The following is a 16,227-nucleotide window of genomic DNA, read 5'->3' as shown; positions in this document are numbered from 1 at the left end:
GAGGTAAAAATGGCTGTCTCCGAAAAGCAAACCCTGGGTTTTCAGACCGAAGTGAAGCAAATGCTGCACCTGATGATCCATTCCCTGTACTCGAACAAGGAAATCTTCCTGCGCGAATTGATCTCGAATGCGTCCGACGCGGCCGACAAGTTGCGCTTCGAGGCGATCGATAACGACGCCCTGTACGGCAACGATCACGAATTGAAGATCAAGGTCAGCTTCGACAAGGATGCGCGCACCATCACCATTTCCGACAACGGCATCGGCATGACCCGCGACGAGGCGATCTCGCACCTGGGCACCATCGCCAAGTCGGGCACCAAGGAATTCTTCGGCAAGCTGTCGGGCGACCAGCAGCAGGACGCGGCCCTGATCGGCCAGTTCGGCGTGGGCTTCTATTCGGGCTTCATCGTCGCCGACAAGATCACCGTCGAAACGCGCCGCGCCGGCGTCGACGCCTCCGAGGGCGTGCGCTGGGAATCGGCCGGCGAAGGCGATTACAGCATCGAGACCATCGAAAAAACGGGCCGCGGCACGGACATCATCCTGCACCTGCGCGAAGGCGAAGACGAATTGCTGTCGAGCTGGAAGATCAAGTCCATCATCCGCAAATATTCGGACCATATCTCGCTGCCGATCGTGATGCAGAAGGAAGAGTGGGACGACGAGAAAAAAGAAACCGTCCTGAAAGACGAATTCGAAACCGTCAACCAGGCCAGCGCCCTGTGGGCCCGCAACAAGGCCGACATCACGCCGGAACAGTACGACGAATTCTACAAGCACGTGTCGCACGACTTCCAGTCGCCGCTCACGCACACGCACAACCGCGTGGAAGGCCGCAGCGAATACACGCAGCTGCTGTACATCCCGGCCAAGGCGCCGTTCGACATGTGGGACCGCAACAAGCGCGGCGGCATCAAGCTGTACGTCAAGCGCGTCTTCATCATGGACGATGCCGAGCAGCTGATGCCGATGTACCTGCGCTTCGTGCGCGGGGTGATCGACTCGGCCGACCTGCCGCTGAACGTATCGCGCGAAATCCTGCAGGAATCGCGCGACGTGAAAGTGATCCGTGAAGGCTCGACCAAGCGCGTGCTGGGCATGCTGGAAGAACTGGCGAACGCGGACGAGCAGGACAAGAAGGACAAGTATGCCGTCTTCTGGAAGGAATTCGGCCAGGTGCTGAAGGAAGGTATCGGCGAAGACGCGGCCAACAAGGAACGCCTGGCCAAGCTGCTGCGCTTTGCCTCGACGGCCAACGACAGCGACGAGCAAATCACTTCGTTCGCCGACTACGTGGCGCGCATGAAGGAAGGCCAGGACAAGATTTACTACGTCACGGCCGAGAATTACGCCGCCGCCAAGAACAGCCCGCACCTGGAAATTTTCCGCAAGAAGGGCGTCGAAGTGCTGCTGCTGACGGACCGTGTCGATGAATGGATGCTGTCGTTTATCCAGGACTTCGAAGGCAAGGAACTGGTCTCCGTGGCAAAAGGCGGCCTGGACCTGGGCGCGCTGGAAGATGAAGCGGAAAAGAAAGAGCACGAAGAAACGGAAACCTCGTACGCCGACCTGGTGGGCAAGATGAAGGCCGTGCTGGCCGACAAGGCCAAGGACGTGCGCGTGACGTTCCGCCTGACCGATTCGCCTGCCTGTCTGGTGGCCGATGAAAACGAATTGTCGGGCAACCTGCTGCGCATGCTCAAAGCTGCTGGCCAGAGCGCGCCGGAATCGAAGCCGATTTTGGAAATCAACCCGAACCATCCGCTGGTGACGCGCTTGAAGTATGAAGATGCGGAAGGCGGCAAGTTCGGCGACTGGGCCAACATCCTGTTCGACCAGGCCATGCTGGCCGAAGGCGGTTCGCTGGCCGACCCGGCCAGCTTCGTGAAACGCCTCAACGAATTGCTGCTCAATTCGGCGAAGTAAACACCTTGCTGTTGACGTAAGCAAGCCGGCCCTTTCTGCGTGAAAGGGCCGGCTTTTTTTATGCTACAGTGCGCGATTATTTTATTTTATGGAAAAAGCAATGGCGCATTGCCCGGCATGTGACAGTTCCAACGTTCAACGCCTCTCCATGGTGCATGCCTCCGGCATTTCCGGCACATCGACCCATATGTCGGGCAGGATCGATGGTGATTTCATCCACGGCCATGCGCATACGCGCAGCCAGACCTTGCTGTCACGCCAGGCCGCAGGGCCGACGATGCAGACCCACCAGAAGGCAGGGCTGATCGTGTTGGGCGTGATCATTTTTATTATCGCCGCCGTCGTCTTTTACCAGGCCGGCGCGAATGGCCTGTTCTGGATCTTCGTGGCAGGGGGCGTCGTCTCCATCGCCTTGTCGCAAACGACCTTCGTCGCCAATTGGGACAAGGAGGCCGCCGCCTTGCAGGACAAATATGCGCGTACCTTCATGTGCCATGCCTGCGGCCACCGCTTCATTCCTGTACTCAGGCAACCGTGAAAATTCGCCTGATGGCCGGCCTGGGCGCGCATGCGCTGGGCTGCCTGCTGTTTATCGCATTGAGCTGGCTGGGGTTTTATTTGTACACGCAGCTGTTCGGCAGCCTCGGCTCGCGCGGCGTGGCCGGCGGCCTGGCCCTGCTGCTGGTGTTTTACGTGTATGCGGGCACGAATCTGCTGCTGGCGCTGCTGCCGCCCGGCAGGGTGAAGCCGCTGCTGTGCGCCTTGCTGGGCGCGGCCGTGCTCGCGTATCTGCTGCCCCAGCATCCGCTGCGTGCCATTTACTTCAGTGCGCTGTCGGGCGGCTTGAGCTGGCTGGCCGTGCTGGCCGGCGCGCGTTTAAGCGGATACTTGCGCGGCTGACAGGGTGTTGACAAAGGCGGCGACGGCGACGGCGGCCGCTTCCGGCGCCGCCTGCAGCAGCATGTGGGGCGCGGCGATGTCGGCCAGTTGCGCGCCGGGTGCCAGGCGCAGTATCTGCAGGGCGTTCGCCGGCGGCACCAGGCGGTCGTGCCGGGCGCGCAGATACAGCACGGGCAAGCTGCCGCGCGCGAAGCTGCGCGAGGCGTCGGTTTCCAGCACGGCGCGCAGGCGCTGGCGCAGCACGCTGGGAGGCACTTGCGCCAGCGCTGCCGCCAGTTCCGCCTGCAGTTGCGGCGTGGCGCAGGGCGCCAGCAGCGCCTGGCGCAGGGCGAAGCCGGGCATGGCGCCAAAGGGCACAAGGCCGAGCAGGTGGCGCAGTGGCGCCAGCATCGGGCGCGGATTGCGCACGAATGAACAGCACAGGATCAGGGCGCGCATGCCGGGCGGCGGATCGGCGCGCAGGGCGGCCCCCAGCGGCCCGGAAAACGATTCGGCCAGCACCACGAAAGGGCGATCCTGCGGCAAGCGCTCGCGCACGAATGCTTCCAGCGCCGCGTAACCGAGTGGCGCGGCCGGATAGGCGATGGCCAGGGTATCGAGGGCGGCCTGCGCGCGCAGGGCGGCGTCAAAGCGGTCGAATAGCCGGGCCGTGCCATCCATGCCAGGCAGGAGGACAAGCAGGGGCGAGGCGTGGGTTGGTGTCGTCATTGCGGCCATCATAGCAGCCGCGCCGGCATATGGGCCGTCCGCCAGCCGCACCGCATGGGCGCTGGCGCCATGCTAGAATCGCCAGCGCGCCCTGCGTGGCCGCAATTGCGGCCAAATCCCCGACAGACAGAATCATGCATATCATTTTTTCGAATTACCGTACTCTGGGCGGCGCCTTGCTGGCAGCGGCCTGCGTCCTTTCCCAGTCCGCCGGCGCCACGGCGGCACCCTCCGCGCCGGCCGGGAAAAGCCTGTCCTCCTTGCTGGCCGGCGGCCCCTTGCCGCGCCTGAGCGACGATGCGCAGGTGCGGGCCGCCCTGTTCGACTTCTTCGGTTACGCGCGCGGCAGTTACACGGAAGACGATGAATTGCTGCTGGCGCAGGCGCTCGAAGCGATCAGCGAAAAGCGCGACGCCACGCGCACCGTGCTGGCCGATGGCCGCCAGTTGCTGGCGTCGATGAATGACCGCAAGCAGGGCCGCGAACGGGGTGCCATGCTGCTCGACAAGCGCGGCGCCATCATCGCTTTTGGCCTCGTCAACGGGCATTGCCACCTCGAGGGCCAGCCGCTGGCAAAAGTCTGCAATCCCGATCCGAACGCGGTGTTGACGGTGTTCCACCGCAAGGGCATGCTGGTCGGCGAAGCGGCGCCCTTGCTGGCCTGGGCCCGGCAATTGCCGCCCATGCTGGCGCTGATCGCGGGCGACAAGGAAGCGGGCGCCGATGGGCAAAAGATCGCCAGCGTCGAATATGTGCTGGCGCAGCCGGCCCTGCCGGGCTGGAACCGTGCCCAGTTGCCGCCCGCCTATCCGCCGGCGCTGCTGGCGCTGCTGCTCGATAAGTCCACGGTGCTGACGTCGGCCGGCGCCGGCGTGTTTGCCTATCCGCTCACCTTGAAGGGCAAGAAACAGAACAATGTGCTGGACCATGCCGAAGGCCGCCCGCCGCGCGACCTGGAAGTGGCGCTGCGCAGCTATGCCAGTTTCGACACGGTGGTGGAGCGCTACCGCCAGCTGGCCAAGGGCGCCAGGCTGCAGCGCAACGAGCGCACGGCCTACCTCGATGGCGACATGGGGCAGGGCAGCTACCGCGTCTACATCCGCAACACGGGCGCCGATGGCGTGATGATCGACGTGGCGCTGTGGCAGCGCAAGCTGGCGGCCGGCCGCTGATTTCAGCCAGGGCGCGCCGGTTCGTAGCCCAGTTGTACCAGCTGCGCGGCGATGGCGTCGTCGCGTGTTTTCCTGCCGGTGCGCAGGCGCGCATGCGTCAGGGACGCGGGCAAGCCATGCGCCAGCAATGCGTCGATGTCGAGCATGGTCTCGGATGCCGACAGCTGGCGCAGGGCGGGCAAGGTGGCGAGGCCGGGCAGGCTGTCGAGCGTCTTGCAGGTGTGCAGGTCCAGGCGTTCGAGCACGGAATTGGCCCCCAGCGCGATCTGCCGCAGCTTGATCTGGTCTTCCACCCATAGCGCCTGCAGCAACGGGAAGCGGCCGATGTCGCCCAGCGTTTCCAGGCCGCGCACGCGTATCACTTCCAATTTCTTCAGCAGCGGCGCCTCGATGTGGGCGAGCGATTCGCGGCCGCCCAGCTGCAACAGCAGCCTGTCCAGGCGGCCCATCTCCGAGATGAAATCCAGCGGCACCTTGTTCTTGATGCGGTACAGCGACAGCTCGTGCAGCGCCGGCAGGCCGGCCAGGGTGTCGATGCGCTGGTGGTGGCCTTCGAGGACCAGGCTGGCCAGGTGCGTATAGTGGCGCAGGGGTGCCAGGTCGATATTGTTTTTGGCCGACTCGCCCAGATGCAGGTATTCGAGGCCGCGCAAACTCTTCAGCTGCAGGATGTCGGCTTGCGCCAGCTCGTACACGCCCAGGCTCAGGCGCTTGAGATGCCGCAGCTCGCCCAGCGCTTCCAGATGGATGGCTTGCCGGTGGTAGTCGATGGAGAGGCTGGCCACATGCGGCAGCGCGCGCAGGATGCGGGCATCGAACACCCTCGGGTCGTAGCCGTAGATGCGGATGGTCAGCGCCGTGCCGCAGGTGGCGGCCAGGGCGTCGAGATCGGCCAGCAGCGGTTCCGGCTCGGCCAGGGTATTGAACTGCACCAGCACCTGCTTGCCAGCGGCAATGGCGGCGCGGATCGCCGCGGCGTCTATGCGCTCGGGGTTCTGGATGCACTGCGCCCGTTCTGCTTGCGTCATCGTCACAATCCAATGGGGTAGGTTACCTGCCTGGGGGGCGGACAACCTTCCGGGCCCGGGAACGTCTGCTTGCCCGTGTCATCGTAGCGCTTGCCGCAATCGACGAGCACGCGCTTGCGGAAGGTGTAGATGCTGGCCACCTTGCCGTTCGGGTGGTAGCAGATATTGTCGCCGTCGCGGTCGGCCGACGCGTAGCTGTTCATGGTTTGGCCATTCACCGTGCGCGTGCTGTGGCCGCTGCGCGGCTCCGTGCATTTGAGCTGGCCGCTTTCGTAATACACGTTGAAGACGGAGGTGTCGGCGGCGCGGTCGACCAGTAGTTCGTCCTTGCGCTTGCCGTTCGGGTAGTTCTCGTATCCTTCCTGGCGCTGGCCGTACTGGAAGGCGTAGTAAGACTGCGGCTTGCCGTCCGGGTAGTACATGTGGTGGTACTCGCACACGTCGTCGCGTGTGCTGCCGTACTCCTGGAAGGTGCAGCGGTGGATGTCGTTGAACAGCTGGCCGTCTTCATAGTATTCGCGCAGGTGCGTGAGCAGGCGGCCCTGATCGATGACGGCCAGGCGTTCCGGCTTGCCGTTCGGGTAGTAGCGCGCGTCCAGCCCCTGCTTCTTGCCGTTGTCCCACAAGGTGTCGAGGCGCAGGATCTTGCCGCTGTCGTCGAACGCCTGTTCGCGCCCATCGAGCTGGCCGTTGCGGTAGGTGGCCGTGTAGACCACGTATTCCTTGCCGGCCGGGCCAAGATAGCGCGTGCGGCTGCCATCGAGCACGCCGGCCTGGTAGTGGTCGCGCACGCGCAGCGCGCCTTGCGCATCCGTGTCGACCGCCTCGCCCTGTTTTTTGCCCTGCACAAAAGTGACGCTCTGCGTGACCTTGTCCTTGAGCCTGAGTTTCCATGGCCCGTCGCGCAAGCCGTCGATGAAGCTGCCGTCGCCGTCTTCCGTGATCCACGCGCCATGGCGCGCGCCGTTGACGTAATTGCCGCGCGTTTGCAGCTTGCCGCCCATGCTGCGCTCGTGCGGGCCATTGAGCTGGCCGCCCGTGTAGGTGTCGAAGCCCGTCACTTCCTCTGCATCGGCATAGTTGACGACCGTCCAGCGGCCTTCGCGCTTGCCGGCCCGGTACATGCCGCTCTCGCTCTGCCTTGGATAATCGAAGCGCCACAGGCCTTCCTGCAGGCCGTTGACGAAATGTCCCTTTTCGCTGCCTTCGTGCATGCCTTCGCGCACCCACAGTCCCTGGCGCTTGCCCTTCACGTACTGGCCCCGTTCGACCACCGAACCGTCGTCCCAGGCCAGACTGTAAATGACGGACGGGCCGGCTGCGCTGCCCGTGAACTGCCGCGGCGCCGTTTCCCATGTCACTTGCCACAGGCGGTAGTTGGGCAGGATGCCCGCGCCCGCGTCGCTGTACAGGGTGTAGCTGGCCGTCAGGTAGTGGTCACCTTTTTTCAGGAAGGTTTTCTTGTAGGTGATGGCGTCCTTGCCGCCAGCGGCCACGGGTTTGCCTTCATCGCTGTAGTAGCCGACGATGGTGCCTTGCGTATGGTCGATGGCGTCGAAGTCCGCATTGCCGCTCTTGCCCCGGGCGACGCTGTAGTCCATCGGCGCCAGTTTCGCCAGCGCGGCCTTGACCAGTCCCGCGTTGGGACTGGCGCTTTGCGCCGCGATGCGGTTCAGGGCCGGCTGCAAGCCATCGAGGCGCCGGTACTTGCCGGAACTGCGGTGGTAGCGGTAGGCGCGCAAGCCATTTTTGTCGCCCTGGAGGAACAGCACCAGCATGGTTTGCACGCTGTCGTCCGTCTCCTTGTCCAGCGAAGCGTAGAAGACGGAGCGGATGACGGCATTGCCGAACTGGTCGAGCAAAATCGGTTTCGCGCTGCCGCTCTTGCACTCGCAGTAATAGCCGTTGACGCCATCTTTTTCCTTGAGGAAGGCGATGTCGAAGCCGCTGTCCTGGGATGCGCTGATGGCGGGATGGGCGAGGCTCTTGCCTTCATAAAAGGGCGCGCCGTGGGCCAGCGCGGAGCAGAGGAGCAAGGGCAGAAGCAGACGTTTCATCGTGTGGCTGGCGCCGGGGCGCCGCAATGGAAAGGCCACGATTCTGCCTGCGTTCTTACTTGTGGGCAAATATGCGCCTATCGTGCGCAGGTGCGCGCCCTGCGTGTCAGGGCTGGTGCGCGGCGCAGAAGTCCAGCAGCAGTTGCTCGCCATCCGGCCACGGGCCGTAGCCGGCGTCGCCGTTGATATGACCGGCGTCGCCGATCAGGGTGAAATCGCTGCCCCAGGCGGTGGCAAATGCGCGTGCGCGCGCGAAGCTGACGTAGGGATCATCGCCGCTGGCGACCACCAGGCTGGGGAATGGCAAGGCTTGCAGCGGCATCGGCGCAAAGCCGGTGGTGCCGGACGGGTAGGAGGGCGCTTCCACATCGCTGGGGGCGACGAGGAAGGCGCCGGCGATCCTGTGCGGCGAGCCGCTGGCCGCCCAGTGGGCCACCAGCGTGCAGGCCAGGCTGTGCGCCGCCAGCACGGGCGGGCGCTCGCAGGCGGCGATGGCGCGGTCGAGCTCCGCCACCCATTCGTCCTTGTCCGGCGTCTGCCATTCCCCGTGCGGCACGCGCGACCATTGCGGGTGGCGCGCTTCCCAATGGGTTTGCCAGTGCTGCGGCCCCGAATTCCACAGGCCGGCCAGGGTCAGGACGAGAGGCGACATCGATGCTCCTTGAGGTTATAACTCCGTGCGCAGGGCAAACAGCTCCGGGAACAATACCACGTCGAGCATCTTGCGCAAATAGCTCACGCCCGCCGTGCCGCCCGTGCCCGTCTTGAAGCCGATGATGCGCTCCACCGTCGTCACATGGCGGAAGCGCCAGAAGCGGAAGGCCGTTTCCAGGTCCACCAGCTTTTCGGCCAGCTCGTACAGGGCCCAGTGTTTCGACGGGTCGCGGTAGACTTCCAGCCACGCCGCCTTGACCGAGGCGTCGGAGGCGGTCGGCAGGGTCCAGTCGGCGTTCAATCGTTCGGCGGAGATGGGCAAGCCGCTGCGCGCCAGCAGCTTGATGGCTTCATCGTAGACGGAGGGCGCGCGCAGGGCGGCGTCGAGCACCTCATAGGTTTCCGGCGCCGTCGTATGCACGTTGAGCAGGGCGGCGTTCTTGTTCCCCAAAATGAATTCGATTTCGCGGTACTGGAAGGACTGGAAACCGGACGAGGCGCCCAGGTAGGGGCGGATGGCCGTGTATTCGGGCGGCGTCATGGTGGCCAGCACGTCCCAGGCATGCACCAGTTGATCCATGATGCGCGCCACGCGGGCCAGCATTTTAAAGGCGGGCGCCAAATCGCCGCTTTGCAGGTTGGCGCGCACGGCGTGCATTTCGTGCAGCATCAGCTTCATCCACAATTCGCTCGTCTGGTGCTGCACGATGAACAGCATTTCGTTGTGGTTCGGCGACAGCGGATGCTGGGCCGTGAGGATGCGGTCCAGCGCCAGGTAATTACCGTAGCTCATAGATTCGCTGAAATCCATCTGCGCGCCATGCCACTGCGCGTCCTGGGCGCCGGCATGCATGGGGCAGCCGCTGGTGTTTTCCTTGTTCATAGTCTTGTCGTCGCTCATGGGATGGTTCAGGTGACCGCATCGCGCTTGGCGGCGATGTCATAGGCTTGGGTATCGAGGATGTCGCGCAGGATGTCCACGGCATCCCATACGTCGGCAAAGCTCGTATACAGGGGCGTGAAGCCGAAGCGCATGATGGCCGGTTCGCGGTAGTCGCCGATCACGCCGCGCGCGATCAGCGCCTGCATCACGGCATAGCCGTGCGGGTGCGTGAAGCTGACCTGGCTGCCGCGCCGCGCATGTTCGCGCGGCGTGACGAGGCCCAGCGGATGGCTGGCGCAGCGCTGTTCCACCAGCGCGATGAACAGGTCCGTCAGGGCCAGCGACTTGTGGCGGATGGCTTCCATGCTCGTCTGCGCGAAGATCTCCAGGCCGCATTCGACCAGGGCCAGCGAGAGTATCGGCTGCGTGCCGCACAGGGCGCGGGCGATGCCGTCGGCCGGCGCAAAGCCCGGATCCATGGCGAACGGCGTGGCGTGGCCCCACCAGCCGGACAAAGGCTGGCGGAAGCGCGCCTGGTGTTTTTCCGGCACCCAGATGAAGGCGGGCGAGCCTGGGCCACCGTTCAGGTATTTATAGGTGCAGCCGACGGCCAGGTCGGCGCCGGCGCCGTTCAGGTCCAGCGGCACGGCGCCGGCCGAATGGGCCAGGTCCCACAGCGCCAGCGCGCCGTGCGCGTGGCAATGGCTGCTGATGGCGGCCATGTCGTGCTGGTAGCCGGTGCGGTAGTTCACGTGCGTGAGCATGGCGACGGCGCAATCGGCATCGATGGCTTGCGCCAGTTCTTCGGGACTGTCGACCAGGCGTAGCTGGTAGCCGCGGTCCAGCCAGGCAGCCAGGCCCTGTGCCATGTACAGGTCGGTGGGGAAGTTGCTGCGTTCGCTGACGATGATGCGCCGCGCTGCCCGCGCCGGATCGCCGGCCTGCATCTGCAGGGCGGCGGCCAGGGCCTTGAACAGGTTGACGGAGGTGGTGTCGGTGATCACCACTTCGCCTGTGCCGGCGCCCAGCAGCGGGGCCAGGCGGTCGCCCAGGCGCTTGGGCAAGTCGAACCAGCCGGCCGTATTCCAGCTGCGGATCAGGTCCGTGCCCCATTCGGCCGTGATGACGTGCTGGGCGCGGGCCAGGGCCGCTTTCGGCCGCGCGCCCAGGGAATTGCCATCGAGGTAAATCACGCCTTGCGGCAAGTCGAATTGCTGGCGCAGGGGCGCCAGGGGATCGTCGAGGTCGCGCGCGCTGCAGTCATGTCGAGAAATCATGGTGGCTTTCATATTGATACTTGTCTGGATGGCATGATATTGCTTGAGGCTTAAAGTATCACGCGGAAGTGGCAGTGTAGCAAATCCCCGTCGCAAAACGTGTTTCCTGGCATGGACAGGCGGCGAAAAAATGCCTGCTTGTGGGGCGTCAACGAAAAAAATCACGATTTTTAAAAATATTTTCAAATAGCCCTAAAGTTTTGCCAGGCGCCGCCGTCAACGATTACATGAACGGCGTCAAACCGACGGAAAAAGAATGCAGCTTTTTTAAATATTTTTCAAAAAAGCCCTAAAGTTCCTGCCAAGGCAGCCGTTATCTCAGTAGACAGGCTTGATTCTTATCAAGTTGTTGTAAAAAAGTGATATTTTTTACAGGCCAAAAGTCGGGCAAATCCGGCACAGAGCCAACCTCCCATATCCGCGCCGTTGCTGGCGTGCGACCATGATCGAGTAGTGTTTGTCAGACAAACACCTACGATCCCATCCGCTATTCCCCGACCAAAAATACAGCGCTTTGCCTCTGTTGCGTTTAATGTTGCTCCTGCAGAATGTATCTCACTGGCAACACACAACGCCAGCTGAATTCAACGGATTGAGGAGATGGAAATGACTGCTAACGACATGATGGCTGAGATTCGCGACGCTAACCTGAGCTACCTGATGCTGGCCCAGCAAATGATTCGTGCGGACAAAGTAACGGCCATCTTCCGTTTGGGCATTGCCGCCGAAATCGCCGAACTGATCGAGGGCATGAGCAATGCGCAGATCCTGAAACTGGCTGGCGGCAACATGATGCTGGCCCGCTTCCGCTTCGACGATAGCGCCATCCTGGGCATGTTGACGAACTACAATAAAGACCGCTCGCTGGCCCAGTCGCATGCTGCCATTCTGATGGCCGGCCAGGGCGTCGAAGAAATCGCTTAAGGTTCCCGACCTTATCAGTCAGTATCAGTCAGTAGTGGAGTACACAGCATGGCCAAGAAAAGTGTCGTATCGGAAGCGCAGGAAATCCAGCTGGCCATCGAATTGATACAGCTGGGCGCCCGTTTGCAACTGCTGGAGACGGAAGTCTCGCTGTCGCGCGAACGCCTGCTGAATCTGTACAAGGAATTGAAGGGCGTCTCGCCGCCCAAGGGCATGCTGCCGTTTTCCACCGACTGGTTCATCACCTGGCAACCGAATATCCATTCCTCGCTGTTCATCAATATCCACAAATTCCTCGTCGACCACGCCGGCGCTACCGGCATCGAAGCCGTGATGAAGGCATATAAGCTGTATCTGGAGCAGATGCCGCCCGAAGCGGGTGAAGAGCCCCTGCTGTCGCTGACGCGGGCCTGGACCCTGGTGCGCTTTTTCAGCAGCAAGATGCTGGACATGGCGCCCTGCGGCAAGTGTGGCGGCAAATTTGTCGTCAACTGCCTCGACCTGAACGCCGATTATGTGTGCGGCCTGTGCCACATGCCTTCGCGTGCTGGCAAGACCAAGAAGGCGCGCGATGAAGCGGCCGCTGTCGCGCCGCCGGGTGTCGCCGCCTGATGCTGCCTTAATAGCTGCCCGAATAATAGCCTCAGTGAAAACCGGAGCGGTCGCCAGACCGGACTCCGGTTTTTTCATGGTGCTTTCGCTTACACTGGCGTTTTCCTCCTTTGACTGCCCCATGCTGCAACAAATCCTGCGCGCGCCCGCGCTCAAGGCCATCCTGATCCAGGTGCTGGCCTTTCCCTTGATGTTGCTATTGGTATATGGTCTGGCGCGTGCCGGCGTGGCCATGTCGTTGCCGGCCGTGGTGTTGGTGCAGGGCATGCTGGCGGCGCTCATCACGTGGCGCGCGGGACTGGCGCGCTGGTGGTGCGCCATCGGCCTGCTGTTTGCGCCCGCCTTGCTGGCGGCCAGCCTGCTCGATTTGCCGCCGGCCGTGTTCCTGGTGGCCTTTGTCTTCCTGCTGAGTTTGTACTGGTCGACGTTTCGCACGCAAGTGCCGTTTTATCCGTCGGGGCCGAAGGTGTGGCAGGCGGTGGCCGAGCTGATCGCGGACCGTCCCGGCGTGCGCCTGGTCGATATCGGCAGCGGCCTGGGCGGCCTGGTGCTGGACCTGGCGCGGCGCCGGCCCGATGGGCAGTTTTCCGGTATCGAGCTGGCGCCGCTGCCGTGGCTGGCAAGCCGCTTGCGCGCAGGACTGGCGGGCAGCCGCGCGCGCTTCCTGCGCGGCGACTACGAGGCGCTCGATTTCGGCCGCTACGATGTCGTCTTTGCCTACCTGTCGCCGGCGGCGATGGCGGCCCTGTGGCGCAAGGCGGAAAGGGAAATGTTGCCCGGTAGCATGCTTCTTAGTTACGAATTCCAGATTGCGGCACGCGAGCCCGATAAGACCATCGCCGCCACAGAGGGTGGCCCTTTACTTTACATATGGTGCTTTTAAGCAATTGTCTGCGTTATTTGCTTGCCCGTGGGGCAATCTCACGTTATTGTAGTTCCACACGGCATTTTCTCGGAATTGCATTGAAAAGCAGCGCATTTCAATTAACTTCCGGTTGCTTTTTTTGCCGCTGTCTTTGCCGGCGGCGCAGCCGCCAGAAGGCAGGAACAGGTTTGAACACGCCGGGCATACAGCCCCGGCCATTATTGGGAGTCAGGGCACTTGTTAGTCATAATCGGATACATCATCGTCTGCGCCTCGGTCTTTGGCGGCTTCGCGTTGGCCGGCGGCCATCTGGCGGCGCTGTTCCAGCCGCTGGAGCTGCTGATGATCGGCGGCGCCGCCCTGGGCGCCTTCCTTGTTGGTAACAATAACAAGGCCATCAAGGCGACGATCGCCGCCTTGCCCAGCCTGTTCAAGGGGTCGCGCTATACCAAAGAACTGTACATGGAACTGATGTCGCTGCTGTTCGAAGTGCTCAGCAAAGTGCGCAAGGAAGGCTTGATGTCGATCGAAGGCGATATCGACAAGCCAGAGGAAAGCCCGCTGTTTTCCAAGTATCCGGCCGTGCTGGCCGACCACCACATCGTCGAATTCATGACCGATTACCTGCGCCTGATGGTGTCGGGCAATATGGATGCGTTCCAGATCGAAAACCTGATGGACAACGAAATCGAAACTCACCATCACGAAGGCGCCGTGCCGGCCCACGTGATCGCCAAGGTGGGCGATGGCTTGCCCGCCTTCGGTATCGTCGCTGCCGTGATGGGCGTGGTGCACACGATGGAATCGGTGGGTATCCCGCCGGCCGAACTGGGCATGCTGATCGCGCATGCGCTGGTCGGCACCTTCCTCGGCATCTTGCTGGCGTATGGTTTCGTCGGACCGCTGGCCAGCCTGCTGGAGCAGAAGCTGGAAGAGTCGAGCAAGATGTTCCAGTGCGTGAAAGTGACCCTGCTGGCCAGCCTGAACGGCTATGCGCCGGCGCTGGCCGTGGAGTTCGGCCGCAAGGTGCTGTTCTCGACCGAGCGCCCGACGTTCAATGAGCTGGAAGACCACATCAAGAAATCGAAAACGAAGTAAGCAGTGAATATACGCCTGGACACCATGAGTCATTTGCAGCACACGGAAGGGGGACGCCATGGCCGATGAAGGCATGCGCCCGATTATCGTCAAGCGTATCAAGAAGACGGCTGGCGGACACCATGGCGGGGCGTGGAAAATCGCCTACGCCGACTTTGTCACGGCCATGATGGCCTTCTTCCTGCTGATGTGGCTGCTGGGCTCCACCTCGAAGGGCGACTTGAACGGCATTTCCGAATTCTTCAAGACCCCCTTGAAAGTGGCCATGGCGGGCGGTTCCGGCAGCGGCGAAAGCAATTCCGTGATCCAGGGCGGCGGCCAGGACTTGTCGCGCCAGGATGGGCAAGTGCGCAAGGCGCAGGAAGAGCAGCAGCGCAAGTCGTTCGACCTCAATTCCGCCAAGGCCGCGCTGGAACGCGAAGAGGGCAAGCGCCTGCAGGCGCTCAAGGCGCGCATCGAAGCGACCATCGACGCCAATCCCCTGCTGAAAAAATACAAGAACCAGTTGCTGCTCGATATCACCAGCGAAGGCTTGCGCATCCAGATCGTCGACGAGCAGAACCGTCCGATGTTTGCGCTCGCCAATGCGAATCTGCAACCGTACACCAAGGAAATCCTGCACGCCATCGGCTCCGTGCTCAATGAAGTGCCGAACCGCATCGGCCTGTCCGGCCATACGGATTCGACGCCCTACATGAGCGATGCCGGCTATAGCAACTGGGAATTGTCGGCCGACCGCGCAAACGCGTCGCGTCGCGAACTGGTGATTGGCGGCATGAAGGAAGAGAAAGTATTGCGCGTGGTGGGACTGGGCTCGGCCGCCCACCTGGACAAGCTCGACCCCTTCAATCCGATCAACCGGCGCATCAGCATCATCGTCATGAATAAACGCACGGAAGAAAATGTCCTGCGCGATGGCTCGGCGATCGAGCTGCCGGTGACCGATGCCGCTGCCGCCGCTGTCGCTTCAGGGCTGGCGGCCGGTGCGCCGCCCGCGGCGGCGCCAGCCCCCAGCCCGGTAGCGGCGAAAAAATAACACGCAAGGCTGTCGACGCGTGGTGTATTGAAACAATGAGACCTTTATGACAAGAAAGAAAATACTTGGCTCGCATGTAAAGCGCCTGCTGTCTGGCGTGTCGGACCATGGCCGCAAGCACTTGACGGAGGTGGAAACCGACCTGGTGCAGACCGGCATCTTGCTGGAAGAGGCGATCGAGAAGCTGTCCTTCAATTTCATGGCGATACACGCAGCTGTTGCTGCGCAGCAAGATACCATCGCCCTGCTGCTCGACGGCGGTATTCCGGCCGAGCAGCAGCGGGAAAAACTGCTGGCATTGCAGGATGAGGTGGGGGGCTACGTGAATGCCGCCATCACCAGCCTGCAGTTCCAGGACATGACCAGCCAGCTGATCGAGCGCACCTTGAAGCGCGTGACGGGCTTGCGCGAGTTCCTCGGAACCCTGGGCTCGCATGGCGCGGAGATGTTGCCGGAGAGCGACAATGAAGAAATTGTCGCCTTGCTGGGGCGGGTCAGCATGGCGCTGGCGATTCAAAGCCTGGAGTTGCGCAGCGTGCTGCGCAAGGCTGTCAGTCAACAGCATTTGGAAAGTGGCGACATCGAGCTGTTCTAGCATGCCAGTGCGGAACGCTTGTGGTTGCATGGATTGATTAATCAAATACTCGGGCAGGATGCCCGGAATAAGTGGGAGCAAAGATGGCCAAAACGATACTTGCAGTGGACGATTCCAGCTCATTGCGCCAGATGGTGGCGTTCAGCCTGAAAGCCGCCGGTTACCAGGTGGTGGAGGCCGTCGACGGCCAGGATGGACTGGAAAAAGCCAAGCTGCAAACCGTGGACCTGGTATTGACGGACCAGAACATGCCGCGCATGGATGGCCTGGAGCTGATCAAGCTGCTGCGCGAACTGCCGACCTACCAGAAGGTACCCATCCTGATGCTGACGACGGAGTCGTCGGACGAGATGAAATCGAAGGGACGTGCCGCCGGCGCCAATGGCTGGCTGGTCAAGCCGTTCGATCCGCAACGCCTGATCGAAGTGGTCAAGAAGGTGATCGGCTGATGCCAGCCGCGCAGCACAACGATGCAATTGACGGAGTCAC

Annotated in this window: 17 protein-coding genes; 11 read left to right on the top strand and 6 right to left on the bottom strand. The window is 62.5% G+C overall.

Translation table 11 applies throughout. The features are described 5' to 3' along the window. Positions 1-9: 9 nt before the first annotated feature. The 3 genes from htpG (at position 10) to O3298_RS18370 (ending at position 2,829) form a co-directional block, all read left to right on the top strand. Positions 10-1,929, top strand: a complete 1,920-nt coding sequence (gene htpG / locus O3298_RS18380; protein WP_305060196.1) for a molecular chaperone HtpG — start codon at positions 10-12, stop codon at positions 1,927-1,929. A 148-nt stretch (positions 1,930-2,077) separates the two neighbouring features. Continuing rightward, complete coding sequence (locus tag O3298_RS18375) at positions 2,078-2,467, top strand: hypothetical protein (RefSeq protein ID WP_305060195.1); 390 nt, start codon at positions 2,078-2,080, stop codon at positions 2,465-2,467. Beyond that, positions 2,464-2,829, top strand: coding sequence for a hypothetical protein (locus O3298_RS18370; protein ID WP_305060194.1), 366 nt, complete (start codon positions 2,464-2,466; stop codon positions 2,827-2,829). Before O3298_RS18375 ends, O3298_RS18370 begins: the two co-directional genes overlap by 4 nt. Here O3298_RS18370 and O3298_RS18365 read toward each other — a convergent pair. Beyond that, on the bottom strand, positions 2,806-3,537 hold the full coding sequence (locus O3298_RS18365; RefSeq protein WP_305060193.1) for an alpha/beta fold hydrolase: 732 nt from the start codon (positions 3,535-3,537) through the stop codon (positions 2,806-2,808). The two genes, O3298_RS18370 and O3298_RS18365, sit on opposite strands and share 24 nt — an antisense overlap. Positions 3,538-3,671: 134 nt before the next feature. Here O3298_RS18365 and O3298_RS18360 point away from each other — a divergent pair, with 134 nt between their 5' ends. Then, the gene (locus O3298_RS18360) at positions 3,672-4,709 is read left to right on the top strand and encodes a hypothetical protein (RefSeq protein ID WP_305057024.1); all 1,038 of its coding nucleotides are present in this window, start codon (positions 3,672-3,674) and stop codon (positions 4,707-4,709) included. A 2-nt stretch (positions 4,710-4,711) separates the two neighbouring features. On the opposite strand, the gene O3298_RS18355 is transcribed toward O3298_RS18360, so the two are convergent. From O3298_RS18355 to kynU, 5 genes are all read right to left on the bottom strand, one after another. Beyond that, a complete protein-coding gene (locus tag O3298_RS18355) occupies positions 4,712-5,737 on the bottom strand; it encodes a hypothetical protein (RefSeq protein ID WP_305060192.1) in 1,026 nt (341 codons plus the stop codon). 2 nt (positions 5,738-5,739) lie between these two features. Beyond that, positions 5,740-7,794: a toxin-antitoxin system YwqK family antitoxin gene (locus tag O3298_RS18350; RefSeq protein ID WP_305060191.1), complete on the bottom strand. Its 2,055-nt coding sequence runs from the start codon at positions 7,792-7,794 to the stop codon at positions 5,740-5,742. A gap of 106 nt (positions 7,795-7,900) precedes the next feature. Next, a complete protein-coding gene (locus O3298_RS18345; RefSeq protein WP_289916182.1) occupies positions 7,901-8,446 on the bottom strand; it encodes an alpha/beta hydrolase in 546 nt (181 codons plus the stop codon). Positions 8,447-8,461: 15 nt separating this feature from the next. Continuing rightward, complete coding sequence (kynA, locus tag O3298_RS18340; RefSeq protein ID WP_305060190.1) at positions 8,462-9,349, bottom strand: tryptophan 2,3-dioxygenase; 888 nt, start codon at positions 9,347-9,349, stop codon at positions 8,462-8,464. 8 nt (positions 9,350-9,357) lie between these two features. After that, positions 9,358-10,608, bottom strand: coding sequence for a kynureninase (gene kynU / locus O3298_RS18335; protein WP_305060189.1), 1,251 nt, complete (start codon positions 10,606-10,608; stop codon positions 9,358-9,360). Positions 10,609-11,214: 606 nt separating this feature from the next. On the opposite strand from kynU, the gene flhD reads away from it, so the two are divergent. The 7 genes from flhD (at position 11,215) to O3298_RS18300 (ending at position 16,187) form a co-directional block, all read left to right on the top strand. Further along, the gene (gene flhD / locus O3298_RS18330; protein WP_034758381.1) at positions 11,215-11,532 is read left to right on the top strand and encodes a flagellar transcriptional regulator FlhD; all 318 of its coding nucleotides are present in this window, start codon (positions 11,215-11,217) and stop codon (positions 11,530-11,532) included. A 48-nt stretch (positions 11,533-11,580) separates the two neighbouring features. Beyond that, positions 11,581-12,144, top strand: a complete 564-nt coding sequence (gene flhC, locus O3298_RS18325) for a flagellar transcriptional regulator FlhC (protein WP_099664754.1) — start codon at positions 11,581-11,583, stop codon at positions 12,142-12,144. 121 nt (positions 12,145-12,265) lie between these two features. Beyond that, complete coding sequence (locus O3298_RS18320) at positions 12,266-13,027, top strand: class I SAM-dependent methyltransferase (protein WP_305060188.1); 762 nt, start codon at positions 12,266-12,268, stop codon at positions 13,025-13,027. A 219-nt stretch (positions 13,028-13,246) separates the two neighbouring features. After that, on the top strand, positions 13,247-14,107 hold the full coding sequence (gene motA, locus O3298_RS18315; protein WP_077401985.1) for a flagellar motor stator protein MotA: 861 nt from the start codon (positions 13,247-13,249) through the stop codon (positions 14,105-14,107). 58 nt (positions 14,108-14,165) lie between these two features. Then, a complete protein-coding gene (gene motB, locus O3298_RS18310) occupies positions 14,166-15,143 on the top strand; it encodes a flagellar motor protein MotB (RefSeq protein ID WP_077401988.1) in 978 nt (325 codons plus the stop codon). 46 nt (positions 15,144-15,189) lie between these two features. Further along, on the top strand, positions 15,190-15,738 hold the full coding sequence (locus O3298_RS18305; RefSeq protein WP_077401991.1) for a chemotaxis protein: 549 nt from the start codon (positions 15,190-15,192) through the stop codon (positions 15,736-15,738). A gap of 83 nt (positions 15,739-15,821) precedes the next feature. Then, complete coding sequence (locus tag O3298_RS18300; protein ID WP_034758362.1) at positions 15,822-16,187, top strand: response regulator; 366 nt, start codon at positions 15,822-15,824, stop codon at positions 16,185-16,187. Positions 16,188-16,227 lie beyond the last annotated feature (40 nt).

Source organism: Janthinobacterium sp. SUN137, assembly GCF_030587265.1.
Taxonomy (GTDB): Bacteria; Pseudomonadota; Gammaproteobacteria; order Burkholderiales; family Burkholderiaceae_D; genus Janthinobacterium; species Janthinobacterium kumbetense.
The sequence above is the reverse complement of the archived record's forward strand: the minus strand, read 5'-3'. Positions and strand labels throughout refer to the sequence as shown.

Coding starts and splice junctions, on each gene's coding strand:
- htpG (WP_305060196.1), top strand. CDS start 10: ATGGCTGTCTCCGAAAAGCAAACCCTGGGTTTTCAGACCGAAGTGAAG.
- O3298_RS18375 (WP_305060195.1), top strand. CDS start 2,078: ATGGTGCATGCCTCCGGCATTTCCGGCACATCGACCCATATGTCGGGC.
- O3298_RS18365 (WP_305060193.1), bottom strand. CDS start 3,537: ATGACGACACCAACCCACGCCTCGCCCCTGCTTGTCCTCCTGCCTGGC.
- O3298_RS18360 (WP_305057024.1), top strand. CDS start 3,672: ATGCATATCATTTTTTCGAATTACCGTACTCTGGGCGGCGCCTTGCTG.
- O3298_RS18355 (WP_305060192.1), bottom strand. CDS start 5,737: ATGACGCAAGCAGAACGGGCGCAGTGCATCCAGAACCCCGAGCGCATA.
- O3298_RS18350 (WP_305060191.1), bottom strand. CDS start 7,794: ATGAAACGTCTGCTTCTGCCCTTGCTCCTCTGCTCCGCGCTGGCCCAC.
- O3298_RS18345 (WP_289916182.1), bottom strand. CDS start 8,446: ATGTCGCCTCTCGTCCTGACCCTGGCCGGCCTGTGGAATTCGGGGCCG.
- kynA (WP_305060190.1), bottom strand. CDS start 9,349: ATGAGCGACGACAAGACTATGAACAAGGAAAACACCAGCGGCTGCCCC.
- kynU (WP_305060189.1), bottom strand. CDS start 10,608: ATGATTTCTCGACATGACTGCAGCGCGCGCGACCTCGACGATCCCCTG.
- flhD (WP_034758381.1), top strand. CDS start 11,215: ATGACTGCTAACGACATGATGGCTGAGATTCGCGACGCTAACCTGAGC.
- flhC (WP_099664754.1), top strand. CDS start 11,581: ATGGCCAAGAAAAGTGTCGTATCGGAAGCGCAGGAAATCCAGCTGGCC.
- O3298_RS18320 (WP_305060188.1), top strand. CDS start 12,266: ATGCTGCAACAAATCCTGCGCGCGCCCGCGCTCAAGGCCATCCTGATC.
- motB (WP_077401988.1), top strand. CDS start 14,166: ATGGCCGATGAAGGCATGCGCCCGATTATCGTCAAGCGTATCAAGAAG.
- O3298_RS18305 (WP_077401991.1), top strand. CDS start 15,190: ATGACAAGAAAGAAAATACTTGGCTCGCATGTAAAGCGCCTGCTGTCT.
- O3298_RS18300 (WP_034758362.1), top strand. CDS start 15,822: ATGGCCAAAACGATACTTGCAGTGGACGATTCCAGCTCATTGCGCCAG.